The 21,810-nt window shown below is 35.2% G+C and carries 19 protein-coding genes and 1 tRNA gene; 8 read left to right on the top strand and 12 right to left on the bottom strand.

Annotated features, from left to right (window positions below):
* Positions 1 to 540: 540 nt before the first annotated feature.
* The 6 genes from CRT24_RS09410 to CRT24_RS09385 form a co-directional block, all read right to left on the bottom strand.
* Positions 541 to 921, bottom strand: a complete 381-nt coding sequence (locus tag CRT24_RS09410) for a hypothetical protein (protein ID WP_099370992.1) — start codon at positions 919 to 921, stop codon at positions 541 to 543.
* Positions 921 to 1,499: a DJ-1/PfpI family protein gene (locus CRT24_RS09405; RefSeq protein WP_099370991.1), complete on the bottom strand. Its 579-nt coding sequence runs from the start codon at positions 1,497 to 1,499 to the stop codon at positions 921 to 923. The genes CRT24_RS09410 and CRT24_RS09405 overlap by 1 nt, the downstream gene beginning before the upstream one ends.
* An 18-nt stretch (positions 1,500 to 1,517) precedes the next feature.
* Positions 1,518 to 2,084, bottom strand: coding sequence for an NADPH-dependent FMN reductase (locus CRT24_RS09400; protein WP_099370990.1), 567 nt, complete (start codon positions 2,082 to 2,084; stop codon positions 1,518 to 1,520).
* A gap of 87 nt (positions 2,085 to 2,171) precedes the next feature.
* Positions 2,172 to 2,741 carry a pentapeptide repeat-containing protein gene (locus CRT24_RS09395; protein ID WP_099370989.1) on the bottom strand — a complete coding sequence of 190 codons (570 nt, stop codon included), beginning with the start codon at positions 2,739 to 2,741 and terminating at the stop codon, positions 2,172 to 2,174.
* Positions 2,742 to 2,751: 10 nt separating this feature from the next.
* Positions 2,752 to 3,324 (bottom strand): Crp/Fnr family transcriptional regulator, encoded by a 573-nt coding sequence (locus tag CRT24_RS09390; protein ID WP_099370988.1) that lies wholly within the window; start codon positions 3,322 to 3,324, stop codon positions 2,752 to 2,754.
* A 44-nt stretch (positions 3,325 to 3,368) separates the two neighbouring features.
* Positions 3,369 to 5,054 (bottom strand): RluA family pseudouridine synthase, encoded by a 1,686-nt coding sequence (locus CRT24_RS09385; RefSeq protein WP_099370987.1) that lies wholly within the window; start codon positions 5,052 to 5,054, stop codon positions 3,369 to 3,371.
* 142 nt (positions 5,055 to 5,196) lie between these two features.
* Here CRT24_RS09385 and CRT24_RS09380 point away from each other — a divergent pair, with 142 nt between their 5' ends.
* The 3 genes from CRT24_RS09380 to CRT24_RS09370 all read left to right on the top strand — a co-directional run bounded on the left by CRT24_RS09380 (position 5,197) and on the right by CRT24_RS09370 (position 7,630).
* Complete coding sequence (locus CRT24_RS09380) at positions 5,197 to 6,156, top strand: aldo/keto reductase (RefSeq protein WP_099370986.1); 960 nt, start codon at positions 5,197 to 5,199, stop codon at positions 6,154 to 6,156.
* Positions 6,157 to 6,195: 39 nt separating this feature from the next.
* Positions 6,196 to 6,666 (top strand): Dps family protein, encoded by a 471-nt coding sequence (locus CRT24_RS09375; RefSeq protein ID WP_099370985.1) that lies wholly within the window; start codon positions 6,196 to 6,198, stop codon positions 6,664 to 6,666.
* A 145-nt stretch (positions 6,667 to 6,811) separates the two neighbouring features.
* Entirely contained in the window at positions 6,812 to 7,630 is an 819-nt protein-coding gene (locus tag CRT24_RS09370; RefSeq protein WP_099370984.1) for a ZIP family metal transporter, read from the top strand.
* Positions 7,631 to 7,690: 60 nt separating this feature from the next.
* Here the strand turns inward: CRT24_RS09370 and CRT24_RS09365 are convergent, their stop codons facing one another.
* The 3 genes from CRT24_RS09365 to gyrA are packed head-to-tail and all read right to left on the bottom strand — an operon-like array spanning position 7,691 to position 12,544.
* Positions 7,691 to 8,866 (bottom strand): tetratricopeptide repeat protein, encoded by a 1,176-nt coding sequence (locus CRT24_RS09365; RefSeq protein WP_099370983.1) that lies wholly within the window; start codon positions 8,864 to 8,866, stop codon positions 7,691 to 7,693.
* 17 nt (positions 8,867 to 8,883) lie between these two features.
* Positions 8,884 to 9,996 carry a lipopolysaccharide assembly protein LapB gene (locus CRT24_RS09360; RefSeq protein ID WP_232046722.1) on the bottom strand — a complete coding sequence of 371 codons (1,113 nt, stop codon included), beginning with the start codon at positions 9,994 to 9,996 and terminating at the stop codon, positions 8,884 to 8,886.
* The gene (gene gyrA, locus CRT24_RS09355) at positions 9,980 to 12,544 is read right to left on the bottom strand and encodes a DNA gyrase subunit A (RefSeq protein WP_099370982.1); all 2,565 of its coding nucleotides are present in this window, start codon (positions 12,542 to 12,544) and stop codon (positions 9,980 to 9,982) included. The genes CRT24_RS09360 and gyrA overlap by 17 nt, the downstream gene beginning before the upstream one ends.
* Before the next feature lie 341 nt (positions 12,545 to 12,885).
* Between gyrA and serC the strand changes: the two genes are divergently transcribed.
* The 4 genes from serC (at position 12,886) to lysA (ending at position 17,510) form a co-directional block, all read left to right on the top strand.
* Positions 12,886 to 13,953: a 3-phosphoserine/phosphohydroxythreonine transaminase gene (serC, locus tag CRT24_RS09350; protein WP_099370981.1), complete on the top strand. Its 1,068-nt coding sequence runs from the start codon at positions 12,886 to 12,888 to the stop codon at positions 13,951 to 13,953.
* A 6-nt stretch (positions 13,954 to 13,959) separates the two neighbouring features.
* A complete protein-coding gene (locus CRT24_RS09345; protein WP_099370980.1) occupies positions 13,960 to 14,907 on the top strand; it encodes a D-2-hydroxyacid dehydrogenase in 948 nt (315 codons plus the stop codon).
* A 118-nt stretch (positions 14,908 to 15,025) separates the two neighbouring features.
* Entirely contained in the window at positions 15,026 to 16,339 is a 1,314-nt protein-coding gene (locus tag CRT24_RS09340; RefSeq protein ID WP_099370979.1) for an aspartate kinase, read from the top strand.
* Positions 16,340 to 16,346: 7 nt separating this feature from the next.
* Positions 16,347 to 17,510 (top strand): diaminopimelate decarboxylase, encoded by a 1,164-nt coding sequence (gene lysA / locus CRT24_RS09335; protein ID WP_099370978.1) that lies wholly within the window; start codon positions 16,347 to 16,349, stop codon positions 17,508 to 17,510.
* Positions 17,511 to 17,586: 76 nt separating this feature from the next.
* Here lysA and clpB read toward each other — a convergent pair whose 3' ends face one another.
* Positions 17,587 to 20,208, bottom strand: a complete 2,622-nt coding sequence (gene clpB, locus CRT24_RS09330) for an ATP-dependent chaperone ClpB (protein ID WP_099370977.1) — start codon at positions 20,206 to 20,208, stop codon at positions 17,587 to 17,589.
* A gap of 237 nt (positions 20,209 to 20,445) precedes the next feature.
* Here clpB and CRT24_RS09325 point away from each other — a divergent pair.
* Positions 20,446 to 20,518, top strand: a tRNA-Thr gene (locus tag CRT24_RS09325).
* A gap of 27 nt (positions 20,519 to 20,545) precedes the next feature.
* Here the strand turns inward: CRT24_RS09325 and CRT24_RS09320 are convergent.
* Both CRT24_RS09320 and CRT24_RS09315 read right to left on the bottom strand, forming a co-directional pair.
* The gene (locus CRT24_RS09320) at positions 20,546 to 20,782 is read right to left on the bottom strand and encodes a hypothetical protein (protein ID WP_099370976.1); all 237 of its coding nucleotides are present in this window, start codon (positions 20,780 to 20,782) and stop codon (positions 20,546 to 20,548) included.
* Positions 20,783 to 20,784: 2 nt separating this feature from the next.
* A complete protein-coding gene (locus CRT24_RS09315; RefSeq protein WP_099370975.1) occupies positions 20,785 to 21,633 on the bottom strand; it encodes a universal stress protein in 849 nt (282 codons plus the stop codon).
* Positions 21,634 to 21,810 lie beyond the last annotated feature (177 nt).

Below are 21,810 nucleotides of genomic sequence, written 5' to 3'. Positions count from 1 at the left end.
ATTAATATCAAATTATTAAATAATAGAAAATAAGATTTAAGCAGCATATTTTTTAAAATTCTTATCTTCTTTTAATAAATAATCTGGGCTTAAATGACTTTTGTCCAATACTTTCCCGAACGGTAAAATATATTTGGGTTAATAAAAACTTAAATTTCAAATTTCGAACAAAATTATAAAAAATATTAATAAATAATAATTAAAAATTTAAACTATTGATGGTTGTTGGCGATTTTGAATTTATAGTATGGCTTGGATTTGATAAAAAGTGAACATTATAATTTGATTTACAGAAAAGCACTCAAGAAAATCTTGAGTGCTATTTATACTAAATTCGCTGTAAAAAATGTATAAACAGAAAGTTCTGAAAACTACATTTACTATGATAAACTAGAATGTTTTCCTTTATAGATGTAGGTTAAAATTTTACTCATTTGGTTATATATTATTCATAAATATAAATAATATATTTAATAAAGAAAATATAATTCTTTAAAACGACAAAAAAAAGCGGCTAATCACCGCTTTTTATTATGAATATTATTTTTTCAAGCCTCTTCGGCTTAAGATATTAATAGCTTCATATTTAGCAGTATCGTAATGTGGTTCCTCCAGATTAAGGCTGGTCGGAAAGGGTTTATTCTTGTCGAAAAAATAAACCTTGGTAATACTTCCATAATCGTTCACAGGAAACATATCTGCACATTTATCATATTGTGCATTCAACTGGTCTCCAACAGTTACTGCATATATTCTTATTATTCCACCTTTATTATTTTCGTTTCTCACAAAAGCTACTTCAGTGAAATCTCCAGGAATATCTTCAATTGAAGGTTGGGAGTATGCATCATATATAAAGTATCCCAAAATTAGAATTAAAGGAACAGCAATGATCCATAATTTTTTACTCTTTTTTTGCATTATAGAGTAATTTTTATGCCTAACAATTTATAGAATTCTTTTAAGATGTTTTGATGTCCTGGCCAAGCAGGAGAAGTAACCAAATTACCATCTACGACAGCTTGATCTGCTGGGATGTTTTTCCATGTTCCACCCGCTAACTCAATATCTGGACCAACTGCAACATAAGCAGTCAAGGTCCTACCTTTTAGAACTTTTGCAGCTGTCAATACTTGAATACCATGACAAATTGCAGCTACGGGTTTGTCTTTATCAAAAAAGTCTTTTGTAATCTCTAACACCCTTTTATTCAATCGGATATATTCAGCTGACCTGCCGCCCGCGATATAAAGTCCATCATAATCATCCGTATTTACGGAATCAAAATCTTTATTGATAGCGAAATTGTGACCTCTTAATTCTTTGTAGGTTTGGTCGCCTGTAAAATCATGTACTGCAGTTGGCACTACATCACCTTTTTTACGGTCTGGTGCTACAGTATCTACTTGTATGCCTACCGACTCCATTGCTTGAAAAGGGACCATTGCCTCGTAGTCCTCTACATAATCACCAACTAATAATAATACTTTCTTTGCCATAATATTGAAAATTAAAATTTACTGTTGTTCTTGAGATAAGATTTGTGCCATGGTTCTTTTAGTTTTTCTGACCTTGGCCTCTAATTGACTTCTGTATAGTGGGGTGATAACACCACGCCCTTCTTCAAAATTTTTGCTGAATTCTGGTAATGAGAATTTATCCAATATGTTTGCTCCATCTCGTGGCAATCTTTCTTCTGCTATTTCGAGGACTGTCTGTCCACCTCTGATACCTTCACTAGTGGAAAGTATAAATAATGGTTTGTTCGGATAAATTTTTCGGCCTTTTATTCTGGAAATCCAATCAATTAAATTTTTGTAACATGCATTGTAATTGCCATTATTCTCAGCAAATGATATAAGAATTAAATCTGCCCAGTCAATTTTTTCAGCGAATCGAATTGCGGCATCGGGGATACCATTCTCATTTTCCCGATCCTTGGAGTAAATTGGAAGCTCAAAATCATTCAAGTCTAGAATTTGAATTTCATCTTCTGGTTCTTTATAATATTTACTGACACTGCTAACAAACTTTTTATTGATAGAATTCGAGCTATTACTTGCCCCAAAAGCCAATATTTTCATATTGTTAAATTTAAGAAATTGGAATGGTAAATCTTTTTATTTCTGGATATATTAAGTCAAAATGACAATTAAGGGGCTTATTTAGATTTAAAAACTGACTTTAATCTTGTGTTTTTCCAACAATCCTGGGAGACTTTGTAGACTAAATTTTGCAGCTTTAATCTTATTAAGGTCTGGGTCTATAAATAGGTTTTGACACTCTCTGAGGTCAGCTTTTTCGAGGTTAGAATTAATAAACTGAGCTCCATTTAAATCTGAACCTACAAATATTGAATTGGTTAGATTTGTATTTTCAAAATCAACATCTATAAGTTTGCAATTACTGAAATTTGTTCCTTTGATATGGCAACCAAAGAATGAGCTATGGTTTAATATGCATTCTTGAAAATCCAATTCCAAATTGAATTGATTTAAGCTATCAAACCTCAAACCCAAAAGTTTACAATTGGTAAAGTTTACATTTTGAAAACTTGCTTGCGTCAAATCCATCAAAGAGAGATTGCTGTCAGAAAATTTGCAATCAATAAATTTACATCCATTTAGATTCAAAGATTCTAAGTTACATTGGTCGAATTGACAAAATTCATATTCACCTTTTTGGAAATTAACTTGATTAAAATTGATGTTTTTAAACGATTTATCTTCAAAATAATCCATTATCTTGACTTTAATGGTTTATAATTTCTTTTCGTATTCTACTTAGGGAGGTATCAGTCACTCCCAAAAAAGAGGCAATATATTTGAGAGGTGCTTGTTGGATTATTTGAGGTTTCTCCTGCATTAGATGTAGATATCTCATTTTAGCAGGTTCGGTGATCATTTCTGTTGCTCTTTTTTTGCTGAGATATAGTTCGAATGCCATCCATGCACGACCCCATTCTCGAAATGCGGGTATTTTATGAAATAAGTCTTGGAAGTCGTCAAACTTTATTTTCCATAGAGAACAGTCGGTTAGGCATTGAATATACTCTTGGGTGGGGATTCTTTGAAATATAGATGCTACTTCTATGACTACTTCATTTTTTCCTGAAAATCCAGTTGTTATTTCGTTTCCCTCGTAATCGTAGAGATAAGTTCTGACCAGTCCGTCGTCAAGGATATAATATTCATTAGCTATTTGTCCTTTTTCGAGGATAAAGTCGCCTTTAGATAACTCTACTTTTTCATGCGCTTTAAAAATCTGGTCTAGGTCCGTATTTTCAAAAAGTGGATGCTGGTAAGCGTATTTTAATACCTCCATGATTGGGATAAATTTAATCCAAGATAAAAAATTCTATTGAGTTACTAAAACGGGTCCTCGATTTCGAAGCTAATTTCTTCTTTTGAGATTGGATGGATAAACTTTATGAAACCTGCATGTAGATGAAGCCTATCCTCCCGTTTACCATAGAGGTCATCTCCAACTATCGGACAGTTTAGGCCTTTGGCATGGGCTGCATGAACCCTCAATTGATGAGTCCTCCCTGTTAAGGGGTAGAAATGAATTCTAGTTCTATTGTTTTCTATAGATTTTACGACAAATTTGGTTCTGGCATTTTTTCCATACTGATAACATACTACTTGTCTAGGTCTGTCATCCAAATCGACTCGCAGTGGTAGATGGATCATGCCCTCACTTTCATCTATTTTACCGTCTAAGAGAGCTGTATATCTTTTTTGGATGGTATGATTGATGAATTGTTCTTGAATAAATTGATGAGCCTCTTTAGTTTTTGCTAAAACTAAAATCCCCGATGTTGACATGTCCAACCGATGGATAATCAATGGGCTCATTATTTGGGGATATAATTCTTGAATTCTGGTTTGTACAGAATCTTGAACATTTATTCCGGGAACTGATAAGAATTCTGCTGGTTTATTGACTACAATAATGGCATCGTCTTCATGTATGATTTCTAATTCTTTGTTTTGTGCTGGATTTTCTAGCATCGGATTATCATCGACTTCAAGACCTTCGAGCATGTGCGAAAGAATAGGTTCACACTTACCACGGCATGCTGGATAATAATTCTTATGTTTTCGTACCTCTTGGTTAGGAGATGAGCCCCACCAAAATTCTGCCATACAGATAGGTTTTAAATTGTTTTGGTAGGCGTATTGAAGTAATTTTGGCGCAGCACATTCGCCAGCACCTGCAGGTGGCAGTATTTGCTTAGCTTGACAAAAAATATCAATTACAGATTTTTTCTGATTGATGGCGTTCAAGAAATTATATTGATTGAAAAGTTGGTTTTGAAGATTCGAGGACCTGTTCTTACGATCTTTTTTCAGATTCTCGATTTTATTTAGGATTTCGTTCAAGTGGTCATTGGCACATGAAATTGCCAAAGCCGACTTTTCCTTTTGTACAGAATACTCATGTTGATCTCTATAGCTCTGTTTTATTAGATCATCCTCAATCAATTTATAGTCTAAATCATTCAGCTCTAGTTTTTTCTGGGTTCTGATTATTTTTCTGTCAGCTTTATTTTTTTTATGAAGATTTCTAAGGTTTGCTAAGATTTGTTCCTGTTGATTTTTTGTGCTGATTAAGTTTTCTTTAGCATCTGTCAAGATTTTTGAATTTGTTAGGTTTTCAATTTCTCGATTTATTCTATTGATATTTTCTTCTTCTTTCAGGAAAAACCCTGTTGGGGATAGCATATCAAATATGGGCGGAACAAAATATGAGTGCTGGTTTGTTCCTGCCAACTTGCCTGACACCGCTGCTAAGAACCCAATATTATTATGATCATCCTTTACTACAAGTACTCCAAACATCTTACCGATTACCAAACCATCTTGGTCAGGATTTAATCCAAAATTATGTTGAAAATCGGTTTGTTGCTGCAGGTAATATTGTACTTGCTCTGCGGCAATCATGCTCAATGGATGCGGATCATAGCAAAACGGAAAGGTAAATTTCTCGGGAAATTGTATTTCCGCAATATCTTTTTGAAATGAATGTAAAAAAGGAATTTTTATGGGCATTTTATTTTGACGACGATTGACAAAAATAATAATACAAATGGAAAGGCAAATGATTTAAGATTATTATGACAAATTTACGTTTGAAAATGGCCTTTAAGCATGAAATAATGGTTAAATTGTATCCTACAAAAAAAGGTTAAATATGGAAAGAATAGTCTCTTTAGGACATACAGATTTACAGATAGTTCCATTGATTTTCGGAGGAAATGTTTTCGGATGGACATTGGATGAAAAGGAATCTTTCAAAATAATGGATTCTTTCATGTCCTTTGGTTTTAACGCCATTGATACATCAAACAATTACTCGCATTGGGTTGAAGGAAATAAAGGTGGTGAATCTGAAATAATTATTGGCAAATGGTTTAAGGAGAATGGAAATCGTGATAAAGTTGTGCTGATGACCAAAGTTGGAGGAAGATTTGGCTATAATAGTAAACCCAATACACAGGGTGCTTATATAAAAGAACAAGTAGAACTTTCCTTACGTCGACTTCAGACAGATTATATCGATTTATATCAAACACACTATGATGATCAAATCACGCCTGTTGAAGAAACATTAAGGGCATATGAGGAATTGATTAAAGAAGGTAAAGTGAGATATATAGGTGCTTCTAATATGAGTACCGATAGATTGATTGAAAGCTTAGAGACAGCTTCAAAATTGAATTTGCCTCATTATGTTTCTTTACAACCCGAATATAATCTTTATGATAGGGAAAAATATGAACGGGAATATGAGCAAACCGTTAGACAATTTGGTTTGGTGGTAATTCCTTATTATTCATTAGCGAGTGGTTTTTTGTCTGGAAAGTACCTTAATGATGATGATTTTTCTAAATCTGCAAGGGGAGAGGGCATTCAAAAGAAATACTGGAATGAGAGAGGGCAAAGAATAGTTTCGGCTTTAAATGAAGTTGCCTCTGCCTATCGTACATCCTCTTCCTCAGTTGCACTTGCTTGGTTATTATCACAAGATACTATTACCGCGCCAATTGCTAGTGCAACGAAGGAAGCCCACTTGCAAGGTTTTGTTTCCGCATTGCAATTAAGATTAGGTGAAGATGCTTTAACAAAACTAAATGAGGCCAGTAAGTATTAATTATAGTATAGCATTAATTAAACATAAATATATAATAAAATGAAAACAGATATCGGAATCAAAGATCAGGACAGCAAAGTTGTTGCAGGAGTATTGAATAAGTTATTGGCAGATGAGAATGTGCTTTATACCAAAGCTAGGAATGCGCACTGGAATGTTGAGGGGCCAGATTTTCATGCGCAGCATTTGTTTTTTGAGAGTTTATATTCTGAACTTGCAGAAATCATTGATGAGGTTGCTGAACGAGTTCGTTCAATTGGACATTATGCGGTTGGGTCAATGAAGGAATTTTTAGAACTTACCCAATTAACGGAGACCAAATATAAAAAGAATGACAGTCAAGGTTTTATATCTGAATTGTTAAATGATTACGAGAGCTTGATTATTTCATTACGCGAAGATATAAAAACAGCAGAGGATAATAATGATGCTGGTACCGAAGATTTCTTGGTAGGTCTATTAGAAAAACATGAAAAAACTGCTTGGATGTTGAGAGCTCATTTAAAGTAGAATTAATTTTATTGATTAAGCAATTTCAAAGCCTTGAAAATATTTTTTCAAGGCTTTTTCATTGAGTTTTAGAATTTACTTGAATATTTTCGTAGTTTTTTGCGAAGATTAACTATTTTCAAAAAATTATTTTGAATCACAACTCATGATGGACGAATTAATAGAATACCTTGGCAAACAGGAGGCCGTTGTTGCTGCATTATGTGCTGGATTATTTACCTGGGGTGTTACTGCCTTAGGTGCATCGAGTGTTTTTCTATTTAAGGGTGTAAATAAAAAGCTGCTGAATGGGATGTTGGGGTTTACAGGTGGAGTAATGATTGCTGCCAGTTTTTGGTCTCTTTTAGCTCCTGCCATTGAGATGAGTGCTGGTGAGGGATTTGAAAAAGTGATGCCATCAGCTATTGGTTTTGTACTTGGTGCTCTATTTATTTTTGGACTGGACAAATTGATGCCGCATTTGCATTTGAATTTTTTAAAGACTGAGGGTCCTAAATCATCATTACATAGAACGACTTTATTGACTATAGCTATTGCTTTGCATAATATTCCTGAGGGCTTAGCGGTGGGAGTTTTGTTTGGTGGTGCTGCTTCTGGTATTCCTGAGGCTAGTATTACAGGTGCAGTATTGTTGGCAATGGGAATAGGTTTACAGAACTTTCCTGAAGGAATTGCTGTGTCGATGCCATTGCGAAGGATGGGATTATCTAGATGGAAAAGTTTTCAATATGGTCAATTATCGGCTATCGTAGAGCCAATATTTGCTGTTCTTGGGGCATTTGCAGTTGGCTTTTTTATGCCAATCCTTCCTTATGCATTGTCGTTTGCAGCTGGAGCGATGCTTTTTGTTGTTATTGAAGAAGTAATTCCTGAAACTCAACAAGAAGAACATTCTGATATTCCAATATTGGGTTTTGTTTTAGGTTTTGTAGTGATGATGATGTTGGATGTGGCTTTAGGATAAATATAAAGAAATAAAAAAAGCCGACTTTAAGTCGGCTTTTTGAATTATGAATTGTTGTGATTAGTTCAATGATTCGATTCTTTTTTCTAATTCTGCTGATTTAGCTTCGTCATTCATGAAATCGTAGTAGTTTTTAAGATTTTTCAACGCATCAATATTTTTAGCGTCTAATTCTACAGCTTTTTCTAAATAAGGAACTGCTCTTGCAATTCTTCCTTTGATTTCTTCAACTTTCTTGTTGTAGTCAGCTGCAGGAACTGATTTATCTTCATTCAATTTCATCAATTCATCACGACCAGAGTTCATAATAACTACAGCTGCATTTGTGTTTGCTTCTAAGTAGTTAGGGTCGATTTCAACTGCTTTTTGGTATGATGCTAATGCTTTTTCTGGATTTCCAGCAGCACCATAGGCAAGACCTAAATAATAGTGTAGACTTTTATTTTGTGGGTCTTTAGCTAATTGAGCTTCAATATCTGAAACGATTTTTGCTTCATTACCAGTAATCAGGTTCAGTTCGATGTTTTGTACAACTGCATCATTGTCACCTGGATAAGCAGCCACAGCTTCGGCAGCAGCAGCAATTGCAGAAGTAGTATCACCTTTTTGAAGATATAGTTTCGGAAGGTCTACCATAATAGTTTTATGGCTAGAGTATTCTTTCACCGGTACTAATTCTTTATACTTTTCGATTGCTTTATCGAATTCTTTGTTCTGCACGGCAGCAAGTCCCGAATAGAATGTCAAAGTTGTATCACCTGGAAGATATACCAATGCATCTGAGAAATCTGCGTACGCTGTTTTATAATCTTGTTTATCCCAAGCAGCTACACCTTGATTGAATTTGAATTGACCTAAAGTCTGACCAGCAACAGTAATGTTTTCAGCGTTCTTTTTGTCTGTATCTAATTCAGTAGCTTTTTTGATACCTTCTTGAGCTTTAGCCGCATGATCTGCGCTTTTGTCTAAATTTGCTAGGTTAGAATATACCAGAGCATAGTAAGTCCATGCTTCAGGATCATCTTTGGTTTTGTCGTGAACCACCGCTGCATCAATTAATTCTTGTGCAGTTGTTAGGTTGGACTTACCTAATTCAGCAGTACCTGCCCCCTTTAGTTCTTCAAACTTTACAATGGCAGCTTTTGCTTTTTTCACATTGCCCGACTGTGCAAATAGGGCAGTAGAACTGGTTGCAAAAAGCAATCCTACAAATAATATTGATTTTTTAAAATTCATATCTATTTATTGTTTGTTTAATTTGTTAATTGATTCAGGAGTAAATTTACTCTGTCCAATTGAGTTTCATCTTCTGTTTTTTGATAAAATAAAGCTAATGATTTCAAAGCATTGATTTCATAAGGTTTTATCTCATTTGCTTTTAATAAGAAATTTTGAGCATTATATTGCGATTCCTGATTTTCTGAGTCTTTCAGAAATGCATTCAAGTTAATCAGTCCCAACGCTAGATTTGATTCATAATTATTAGGATCTAATTCCAATACTTTTGAATAATAAGATTTCGCTATTTCTATATTATTTGCATTTTCATTAGCATAGCCTGCAAGATAGTTCAACTCGATGTTTTCGGGTTCTAATTTAATGGCTTGTTCAATGATCGGTACGATGGCGTCGAAAGCTTCATTTTTTGCATATTTGTCAATCAAGAGAAACAATAATGATTTGTCTTCTGGAAATTTTGTTCTTCCTTCTTCTAAAGTTGACAAAGCTTGTTGTTTTTCATCTAATTGGTCGTATAAGTTTGCCAATTCGATATACTGCTGAGCTGACATGTTTCCACCTTCATGAATTTTGCCATAATACTCAATAGCATCTTGAGGTTTTCCGGCTTTTGTTGCTAATAAGGCTAGGTTATAAGTAACATCTCCACTTTTAGCATCCAAAGCATCAACCTTGCTGAAATCCGCGAATGCTGCATCGAATTTCTGTTCTTGAAGAGATTTATTAGCACGATGGATTAAGGCAGCTGCAAGATTTTGGTTGATATAATTTATCTCACCAGCATATCCTGCACGATCTTTTTGGTCGATTTTATCAAGTGTTTGATAGGTTAAATCGATTGGATCTGCATTTAATTTGATAGTTCTGGCAGAATCAGCATATGCTAATGAGCTCAAAACCATACCTCTTAATACATTCACGCGTGTTTTAGAAGAGTCACGTCTTGTTTTATAGATGTTATCAATTTGTTTTCTAGCATTATCTAGATTTTTGATATCACCAGTCTGTGTATATAATGCAAAAGCATTGCTCGCTTCTTTGTAAGCTGACTGAGCAAAAGCACCATTTGCACTTAAAAGTAACATTGCTCCTAAAGCACTTGCAATAAAACTATTCTTGTTCTTCATTCTCCGTGTTAGCTGAATCATTTTCTGTTGAGTTTTCAGTGCCTTCCGCACCTTCAACTTCTAATTCTTCTTCTTCGTCTTGTCTATCAACTTTAGTTACAGATGCGATTTCATCGTTTCCTTTTAGCGTGATTAATTTTACACCTTGAGTAGCACGACCCATCACACGTAAACTTTCAACTCCAATACGAATAACTATACCTGATTTATTGATAATCATCAGGTCATTTTCGTCTGTTACGCCCTTGATAGCTACTAAATCACCAGTTTTATCGGTAATATTTAAGGTTTTTACTCCTTTACCACCACGGTTAGTGATTCTGTAGTCATCTATATCAGTTCGTTTTCCGTATCCTTTTTCCGAAACTACCAATACAGTTGTCTCTTGATTATCAACACTAATCATGCCAACAACCTCATCTTTTTCGCTTGCTAGGGTAATTCCACGCACACCAGTGGCAGTTCTTCCCATTGGTCTTACGGTTGATTCATTAAATCGAATCGCACGACCTGAACGAAGAGCCATTACGATCTCACTAGAACCATTTGTTAGGGTAGCTTCTAATAATTGATCGCCTTCATTAATATTGATTGCGTTGATACCATTGGCTCTTGGTCTAGAATAAGCTTCAAGTGAAGTTTTCTTAATTGTACCTTTCTTGGTACACATGATAATGAAATTATTTTCAAGGTATTCTTGATCTTTAAGGTTAGTTACCTTAATATATGCCTTGATTTTTTCATCTTTCGGGATATTGATGATATTTTGAAGGGCCCTTCCTTTCGAAGTTCGGCTACCTTCTGGGATTTCAAATGCCCTCAACCAGAAACATCTTCCAGCTTCTGTGAATAATAACAGATAATTATGTGCTGATGCAGTGATGATATGTTCTGTAAAATCTTCATCACGAGTAGTAGAACCTATAGCTCCTTTACCACCACGTCCTTGAACACGATACTCGGTTAAAGGAGTACGTTTTACATAGCTATTATGAGATATAGTAATTACGACTTCTTCATCATCAATGAAGTCTTCCATACGAAGATCTTCAGCAGAGTGTACAATCTGAGAACGTCTTTCATCGCCATATTTTTCTTTAACTTCGATGAGTTCATCTTTTATGATCTTAAAACGAAGGCCTTCATCAGCAAGTACTTCTTTTAAGTAGTCGATTGTTTTCATTAACTCAGCATATTCTTCTTTGATCTTGTCTCTTTCCAGACCAGTTAACCTTCTAAGGGTCATGTCTAGAATAGCTCTTGCCTGAATATCAGTTAATCCAAAACGTTCCATTAATCCAACGCGAGCATCCTCTGGAGTATCGGAATTACGGATTAGTTGTATGACTTCATCTAAGTGATCTAATGCAATGAGATATCCTTCTAAAATATGTGCTCTTTTTTCAGCTTCAGCAAGTTCGAATTTTGTTCTTCTGATAACCACATCATGTCTATGTTCAACGAACTCATGGATCATATCCTTTAAGTTCATCATTTGTGGTCTACCTTTTACAAGAGCAATATTGTTTACTGAAAAAGATGTTTGAAGGGCAGTATGTTTATATAAATTATTAAGGACAACGTTTGCATTTGCATCACGTTTAATTTCGTAGATAATTCTGATGTCTTTTGAAGATTCATCTCTAATTTCAGATATACCTTCGATTTTCTTTTCTTGTACTAAATCGGCAGTTCTTTTGATCATGTCCGATTTATTTACTTGATAAGGTATTTCTGTAACTACGATTATTTCTTTTCCAGATTTTGTAGTTTCGATTTCGGCTTTAGCACGCATAACAATACGTCCACGTCCAGTTTCGAAAGCTTCTTTTACTCCATTATAACCATATATTAATGCTCCTGTAGGGAAGTCTGGTCCTTTAACATGGGTCATTAATTCAGAGATTTCGATATCTCTATTGTCAATGTATGCTATTGTGCCATCGATTACTTCGCTCAAATTATGTGGCGCCATGTTGGTCGCCATACCTACAGCAATACCTGATGTACCATTCACTAATAGGTTAGGGATACGAGTTGGTAATACGGTTGGTTCCTCAAGGGAGTCATCAAAGTTTAATTGGAAGTCAACAGTGTCTTTATTAATGTCTGCCAACATTTCCTCAGCAATTTTTCTGAGTCGAGCTTCAGTATAACGCATTGCTGCTGGTGGGTCACCATCAATTGAACCATAGTTACCTTGTCCATCGACTAGGGGATAGCGTAATGACCAAGTTTGGGCCATACGAACCATGGTATCATATACTGATGAGTCACCATGTGGGTGATACTTACCGAGTACATCTCCAACAATACGAGCAGATTTTTTATAGGGTTTTCCACTCGTCACCCCAAGGTCTAGCATACCGTACAATACACGTCTGTGTACTGGTTTAAGGCCATCACGTGCGTCTGGTAGGGCACGAGACACGATTACCGACATCGAATAATCGATGTATGCGGCTTTCATTTGGTCTTCGATATTGATGGGGATAATCCTGTTTTCAGCAGGAACTAAATTGTTTTCGTTTTCTGTTTCTTCAGCCATTATATTTTGGTTTCAATCAATATAATATTTGTCATGTCTATAAAAGACACATAACAGGCGAAGATACATAAATTTTTACGTTTTTGGTACGACTTTCAGGATTAAAGATATCCACAATAGAGGCGGTTTGTTAATATTTTTTAAGAAGTAATTTGTTGATGGAAGTGGTTGTCTATAATAGCAATATGTCAGCAAATGTCTTTTTAATTTAAGATATTTTAAACAAACATGGATTTTGTTTTAAAAATTTTCAAAAATATTTTACCTTTGGACATTCAAATTTAGGTCAAACGATTGATTAATTGTTAACCATCTAATTTTTAACAAATTATACTAGTCTAATGAAACATAATTTCGGTGCAGGCCCATGTATTCTACCAAAAGAGGTTTTTGAAGAAGCTTCAAGAGCAGTAATTGACTTTAATGGTACAGGTTTATCTATATTGGAAATTTCGCACCGTTCCAAGGAGTTCGAAGAAGTAATTGCTGAGACAGAGAGTTTAGTTCGTGAATTGCTGAATGTTCCTGCTGGATATTCGGTTCTTTTCCTTCAAGGTGGAGCTAGCCAACAATTTGCTATGGTTCCTTTGAACCTATTGCCTGAAGGCGGCTTTGCTTCTTATTTGGATACAGGTGTTTGGGCGACTAAAGCAGCAAAAGAAGCCAAAAAAATCGGCCAGATTGATATTGTTGCATCATCCAGTGATCAAAATTATTCCTACATTCCAAAGGATTTCGCTATCCCTGCGGATTCAAGCTATTTTCATTATACTTCTAACAATACCATTTATGGTACTGAAGTTTTTCATAAACCAAATACATCGGTTCCTACAGTAGTAGATATGTCTTCGGACATTTTAAGCAGGACGATTGATGTTTCTGAATTTGATTTAATCTACGCTGGAGCACAAAAAAATATGGGCCCAGCTGGGGTAACTCTTGTTGTAATTAAAGATGAGTTATTTGGAAAGTCAGGAAAAACAATTCCTACGATTTTTGATTATGAATCTCATGCAAAAGCAGGGTCAATGTACAATACGCCGCCTGTATTTTCAATCTATGTTTCTATGTTGAATCTACGTTGGTTGAAAGCGAAGGGTGGGATAGAAGTTATCGAACAAGAGAATATTATTAAGGCTCGTACTTTATATGATGAAATCGACCGTAACCCATTCTTTAAAGGCACTGCTGCTGTTGAAGATCGCTCGAGAATGAATGTTACGTTTGTCATGGACACACCAGAATTAGAAGCAGAATTTTTAGCATTAGCTAAAGAGCGTAATTTAATTGGAATTAAAGGCCATCGTTCTGTTGGTGGGTTTAGAGCTTCTATTTACAATGCTTTATCAATCTCTTCGATCAATGCTTTAATTGATACGATGAGAGAATTTGAGGAAAGAAAGAAATAATTATTTATGAAAATTTTAGCTAACGATGGGATCGATCCTATCGGTAAAAAAATATTAGAAGATGCGGGATTTGTTGTTGATACTGTACATATCCCACAGGACGAATTGATCAATAGATTGAATGACTATGATGCAGTAACAGTTCGTAGCGCTACTAAACTTCGTCAACCTTTAATTGATGCTTGTCCAAATATTAAGGTAATAGGACGTGGTGGTGTAGGAATGGATAATATCGATGTGGATTTTGCACGTTCAAAAGGCATAGCTGTTGTTAATACACCTGCAGCATCTTCACATTCAGTTGCGGAGCTTGTTTTCGCTCATTTATTAAATGGTGTAAGGTTCTTGTATGATTCTAACCGCAAAATGCCTGTTGAAGGACAGACCAATTTTGGAAGTTTGAAAAAAGCCTACGGTGCTGGATCAGAACTTCAAGGAAAAGTATTGGGCGTTGTTGGCTTTGGCCGTATTGGTCGTGAGACAGCAAAAATTGGATTGGGTTTAGGTATGACCGTCATCTATTCAGATTTATTCGAAGGTCCAAATTCATTGACTTTGAATTTTGCTGGAGATGTTTCTGTCAATGTACCTATTGAGCAAGTTGATTTAGAGACGCTTTTCAAACAATCTGATTTTATTTCGTTACATGTTCCATTTACCGACAGGCCGGTTATTGGGAAGGAAGAATTTGCTTTACTGAAAGATGGTGTAGGATTAGTGAATGCTTCTAGAGGTGGAGTTATTGATGAATTGGGTTTGGTTGAAGCTCTGAATTCTGGTAAAGTTTCATTTGCTGGTCTTGATGTTTTCGATGACGAACCTACTCCAAGAGCTGAAATCTTACAGCATCCGAAGATTTCTTTAACACCACATATTGGTGCTGCTACAAATGAAGCGCAAGAAAGAATTGGTGATGAGCTTGCACAATTGCTTATTGAAAACCTGAAGAAGTAATTCTTCCGCATAAAAATCTATGCGGCACAAAAGCTTTTATTTGCATTTGTGCCGCTTTTTTTTGGTTAAAACACTTATATTCACACCCTCGTAAAAAACAAATAGTTTATAAATAGATATGAAAATTCTCAAATTCGGTGGAACATCCGTAGGAAGTGCTGAACGTATCCAAAGTTTGACGGATATCGTTAATCCCGCAGAGCGACAAATTGTTGTGCTTTCAGCAGTGGCTGGAACAACTAATGCATTAGTTGAAATCTCTAAGGCTTTTTTAAATGGTAAGAAGGATGAAGCCAAGGAATTAATTAAAGAACACAAGAATAAATACGAAGCTTTAATCAAGGACCTCTTCAGCACAGAGAATGGATATAAGCAGGGTAAGGAATTAATTGATTATCATTTTAACTTTATAGCTTCGTTTTCAAATGACTTGTTCACTCAGATTGAAGAAAAGAATATTCTTGCACAGGGAGAATTGATGTCGACGACATTATGGCATTTGTATCTTGCTGAAAAAGGTGTTGAATCGGTTTTGTTACCTGCTTTAGATTTCATGAAGATTGATGAGGACAATGAACCTGTTGTGCCTTTTATCAAAGAGAAACTGGAGTCTCTATTGGCAGAATACCCTGAAAACTCTCTTTTTATTACTCAAGGATTTATCTGTAGAAATTCATTTGGTGAAATCGACAATTTAAGAAGGGGTGGTTCAGATTATACTGCTTCATTAATTGGTGCTGCTATCCAGGCTGATGAGATTCAGATTTGGACAGATATTGATGGAATGCATAATAATGATCCAAGAATCGTTAAGAATACAACTCCAATTGCGGAGCTAAGTTTTGATGAGGCGGCCGAACTTGCCTACTTTGGAGCTAAGATTTTGCATCCTCAGAGTGTTTTTCCAGCACAAAGGTATAATGTTCCTGTTAGGTTATTAAATACGATGGATCCAAAGGCATTTGGAACCTTAATTTCTCAAAATGGAGCAAAAAAAGGAGCTATCAGAGCAGTAGCAGCTAAAGATGATATTACTGCAATTCATATTCATTCATCAAGGATGTTATTAGCATATGGTTTCTTGAGAAAGATATTTGAAATATTTGAACGCTATAAAACTCCAATAGATATGATTACCACTTCGGAGGTGGCTGTATCCTTGACAATCGATGATACTAAAAACTTGGAAGATATCATTCGCGAAGTTGAAGATTTTGGTAAAGTAAGTGTGGATAAAAACCAGACTATTATATGTGTAGTAGGAGACTTTGGAGCAAATACTCACGGCTATGCTGCTAGGGTATTAGACTCAGTGAAACACTTGCCATTAAGAATGGTTTCTTACGGTGGCTCGGATTATAATGTATCGATGCTTTTAGATTCTGACTATAAAGTTGAAGCTTTAAGATCATTGCACAATAGAATTTTTTAGAAGAATAATGAACATACATAAAATTGACTTAAACCGACTAAAGGAGTTTGAAACACCTTTTTATTATTATGATCTGGATCTATTGGATGAAACTTTATCAAGGGCTAAAGCATCTGCAGATAAACGAGGGTTTCATGTTCATTATGCGCTGAAAGCAAATTTTAATGAAAGAGTTTTGAATTTAATTCAATCAAAAGGATTTGGGGCAGATTGTGTAAGTGGAAATGAGGTTCAAAAATCCATTGATTCCGGTTTTCCCGCAAGCCAAATTACATTCGCGGGAGTTGGGAAATCTGATAAAGAGATTGAATTGGCATTAAACTATCAAATCTTTGCTTTCAATGTTGAATCTATCCAGGAATTATTAGTAATTAATGAGTTGGCTGGGAAAAACAATGTAAAGGCTCAGGTTTCATTACGTATAAACCCAAATGTTGATGCTCATACCCATCATTATATAACAACAGGGCTTGATGAGAACAAATTTGGAGTTCCTAATTCGGAACTAGAGAAAGCGGCTTCTGTATTAAGGGAGTGTGAAAATCTAGAACTATTGGGTTTACATTTTCACGTTGGATCTCAGATTACGGATATCAATGTATTCAAGAGCTTATGTGTCAAAGTAAATGAATGGAAGAGTTGGTTTGAAGAAAGAGGTACTACGATCAAGGTTTTGAATGTTGGGGGAGGATTAGGAGTAGATTATCATAATCCTGACGGTAATCCTATTGCAGATTTTGAGGCTTATTTTGAAGTATTTGACAAGTTTTTGGAAAGAACCCCTCAGCAAGAAGTTCATTTTGAATTAGGAAGAGCATTAGTTGCTCAATCTGGTAGCCTTATAAGCAAAGTTTTATATACCAAAAGTGGGGTTAAAAAGAATTTCTTGATTTTGGATGCTGGCATGACCGAATTAATGCGTCCTGCATTGTACCAGGCTTATCATAAGATTGAGAAGTTGGGTTCAACAGAGATAAAGGAAGAGGTAAATTATGATGTAGTCGGTCCGATTTGTGAAAGTTCTGATTGTTTTGGTAAAGAGGTAGAATTACCAATTTCAGAAAGAGGAGATTTAATAGCAATTAGAACGGCTGGAGCTTATGGAGAGGTAATGGCATCTAGATATAATCTTCGTGAAGAAATCAGATTTGTCTACTCTGATGAAGTTTAACAAAGTTTCTAAATGCAAATAAGCAAAAGAAAACGGGCTGATTTTATTCAGCCCGTTTTTTATTTATCAGATTATTTTAACTTTCTTGTTTTTGTTCTTTTTCTTCGTTTTTATTGAGGAATACAAATTTGCCATCAAACGCATCCAGTTCAATTATTGAATCTCTTGAGATTTTGCCTGAAAGAATTTCTTTCGAAAGTTCATTTAGAATTCTTTTTTGAATCACTCTTTTTAATGGTCTAGCACCATATACTGGGTCATATCCCAACTGAGCCAACCAATCTAATGCTTCATCCGATGCTGTCAAGAAAATATTCTGTTCGGCTAATTGCTTTTGAACCTTGTCGAATTGCATTCTTACGATATCTCCAATTTCAGATCTTGTCAAAGGAGTAAACATAATGACCTCATCGATACGGTTCAAGAACTCTGGACGAATTGATTTTTGTAATAAATCCAAAACTTCATCTTTTGTTTTAGCAACAACTTCTTCTCTGTTACTATCGTTCAGTTTTGAGAAATTCTCTTGAATGATATGTGATCCAGTATTAGATGTCATAATTATGATGGTGTTTTTAAAGTTCACCACACGGCCTTTGTTATCCGTTAAGTGCCCATCGTCAAGAACCTGCAATAAAATGTTGAATACATCTGGATGTGCTTTTTCGATTTCGTCCAATAAAACTACAGAATATGGTCTGCGACGTACTGCCTCTGTTAACTGTCCACCTTCATCATATCCGACATATCCTGGAGGCGCTCCAATTAACCTGGAAACGGCATGTCTTTCTTGGTATTCCGACATATCAATTCGAATCATCGCTTGTTCATCATCAAAAAGATATTCAGCTAATGCTTTTGCAAGTTCTGTTTTACCCACACCCGTCGTTCCAAGAAAAATAAAGGATCCTATTGGTCGCTTAGCATCTGAAAGTCCTGCTCTTGATCTTCGGATTGCATCAGCAATAGCTTCAATGGCTTCATCTTGTCCAGCTACTCTTTTGTGCAACTCTTCTTCAAGATTCAATAATTTCTCTCTTTCTGATTGCACCATTTTACTGACTGGTATGCCTGTCCATTTAGAAACCACATCAGCAATATCTTCGGAAGTAACTTCTTCTTTAAGCATACGGCTACTATCTTGTTTTTCAGATAGTTCTTTTTTCAGAGCATCAACTTTGTCTTGAGCTTCCTTGATTTTGCCATATCTCAATTCTGCTACTTTTCCATAATCACCAGCCCTTTCTGCTTGTTCAGCTTCCAGTTTATAGTTCTCAATATTTTCAGCTTCTTGATTCACTTGGTCAACCAATGTTTTTTCAGATTGCCATTTCGCTCTTAAAGAATCTCTTTCAGAGGAAAGATTTGCAATTGTTTCAGAGAGTTCAGATACTTTTCTGTCATCGTTTTCTCTTTTAATAGCTTCTCTTTCAATTTCAAGTTGCATGATACGACGTTCCAATTCATCTACGATTTCTGGAACAGAGTCCATTTCCAATCTTAGTTTTGAAGCAGCTTCATCAACTAGGTCAATCGCTTTATCTGGTAAGAAACGATCTGTTATGTATCTTTGCGATAATTCAACAGCAGAGATAATTGCTTCATCCAAAATCCTCACTTTGTGATGAGTTTCATATCTTTCTTTTATACCACGCAGGATTGAAATTGCATCTTGCGTATCTGGTTCTTCAACCATTACTTTTTGGAACCTACGCTCCAATGCCTTATCTTTTTCAAAGTACTTTTGGTATTCGTTTAGGGTTGTTGCACCAATAGTTCTTAATTCTCCGCGAGCTAATGCAGGTTTTAAGATATTAGCAGCATCCATTGCGCCTTCGCCACCTCCAGCTCCAACTAGTGTATGGATTTCATCAATAAAGAGAATAATTTCACCATCACTATCCGATACTTCTTTTACAACAGCCTTTAATCGTTCTTCGAATTCACCTTTATATTTTGCTCCGGCTACTAAAGCTCCCATATCCAATGAGAAAACGGTTTTTGTTTTAAGGTTTTCCGGAGCATCACCTTTGATAATACGATATGCAATTCCTTCAGCGATTGCCGTTTTACCAACCCCGGGTTCTCCGACTAATATTGGGTTGTTTTTTGTTCGACGGGATAGAATCTGCATTACCCTTCTTATTTCTTCATCTCGACCGATAACGGGATCAAGTTTTCCGGATTCCGCAAATTCATTTAAATTCCTTGCGTATTTGTTCAATGCATTATAAGTAGCCTCTGCATTTTGGTCGGTAACTCGAGAATTGCCTCTCAATTCCTTAATGGCAGTTTTTAAATCTTTTTCTGTAACACCTTGGTCTTTTAACAAGGTTGCGACTTTGTCACCTGCAACTAATAAGCCTAATAGAATGTGTTCAATGGAAACAAACTCATCATTAAACTCTTTCAAAAAGTTTTGAGCTTTTTGAAGGACTGCCGTGGCGCTGTTACTAAGGTAAACATTACTTCCACTTACTTTCGGATATGATTCGATAATCTTATCGACTTCTTGAGTTAGGTAATTGATGTTTACATTTAATTTTTTTAATAAATGGCCGATTACATTTTCATCGACCGTTAATAAAGCTTTCATAATATGTGCTGGTTCAATAGCTTGTTGCTGATGTCCGGATGCAATTTCTGAAGCTTTTTGTATTGCCTCTTGGGCTTTAATTGTAAAGTTGTTAAAGTTCATATGCTAGTTTTGTTACTGTGATATTGTGATAACAAAAGGAATGCCTTCTCTGTTTTTTAATAATAAACTGAAATAATGGCAGGTGAAAATAATTTATCAAGACAAAATGACATTATTTAAAATTATGTATAGAAAATAATGGGTTGAGGTTCATATAATTAGGTTTTTAGTTTTTTAGAATAAAGTATTTTGTTTGGAAATTTGAATGCAAAATATCATATTTGCAACGTTTTCAGCGCCTCCTTAGCTCAGCTGGTAGAGCAACTGACTTGTAATCAGTAGGTCATTGGTTCGATTCCGATAGGAGGCTCAAAAGGGTATCTTTTGATACCCTTTTTTATTTTAGCAACATTGCTTCTTTATGATTTACCACTTGTTTATAAGTTGGTGTTCCACTCGCAAATATACTTTTGTGAAAAGGGGCTGGTATTAAAACCTTGACCTCATATTTTTCCAATGGAATAAAAAAAAGGACCCCATGTTCGACGAAGTTCTCATCGGTCAATTCAGTGAACTTTTCAGCCTTATCATTGATTCTTTTTAGTTCTTCTAATTTTTTAATAACCTGCTGCATACTTATTTTTCTTCATGAAACACCAATATTGGCACTTTGGAATGTAATGCTAAATTGTTGCTTACACTACTTCCAAAAAGCCTGTCAAAGAAGTTTCGATTTCTTTTAACGACACCTAAGATATCAATATTGTTTTCTAAAATGTAGTTTGCAATTGTATTTTCAATGGATTCTACTTCATCTAGTAAGATATAGTTAATATCGTCATCTGGAAATTCATTTTGCCAGGCTTCGGTATTCAGTAGAACATCAGGAACTTTATCGTTATGCAGAACATGTAAGCAATCAATTTTGGCGCCTACTGCTCTTGCCATCACCAACATTTCCTTTAATGCTGGTTTATCTTTTTCTCTGAATAGAGTGGTAAATACGGTTCTTTTGATTCCTTGATATTTTGCATGCGGAGGTACAGCTAAAACAGGGTTCTGTATTGACTTAATCACACTTACTGTATTGGTTCCGATAAGTTTGGACAAAAACCCTGATTCACCGTGAGTTCCCATGACTACGATATGTATTTTTTCACGGTCAACGATGTTTTTTACAACTGATGCGACAGGACCTTCTTCAAATAAGAATACCAGTTCAACCTCCTGCATTCCTACTTCGGCTGCTAAATTTCTTAAATTTTGAGTTTTCTTTTTATAAACTTCGAATTGATTTAATTCTATGGTTTGATATACTTCACCCAATAATTCGGGCTGGCCACCATGTGTTGCTGAAAGTACAGGTTCAAGATATGTGTAAAGCACATATATCTTAGCATCAATAGACTTCGCTATGTGCAATGCATAAAGGAATGCATTGTTTGCGATTTCTGAAAAATCAGTAGGAAATAATATGGCTCTCATAGTCGTTAATTTTGTGTTTGTTAAATTTACCAAATATTTAGCAAGGAATTAATGACCTTAATCATTATTTTATACCAACTGTAGCATGAAATTGTTTTACCTCGTTAATAGAACAAATAAGTAAAATAGCGGGAAAAAAGTATGCATAAAGCTTAGCTTCATCTATAGTTTTTTATC

Origin of the sequence: Sphingobacterium sp. 1.A.5 (assembly GCF_002734235.1) — a bacterium.
Lineage (GTDB): Bacteria > Bacteroidota > Bacteroidia > Sphingobacteriales > Sphingobacteriaceae > Sphingobacterium > Sphingobacterium daejeonense.
This window is presented reverse-complemented; position numbering and strand designations above follow the sequence as displayed.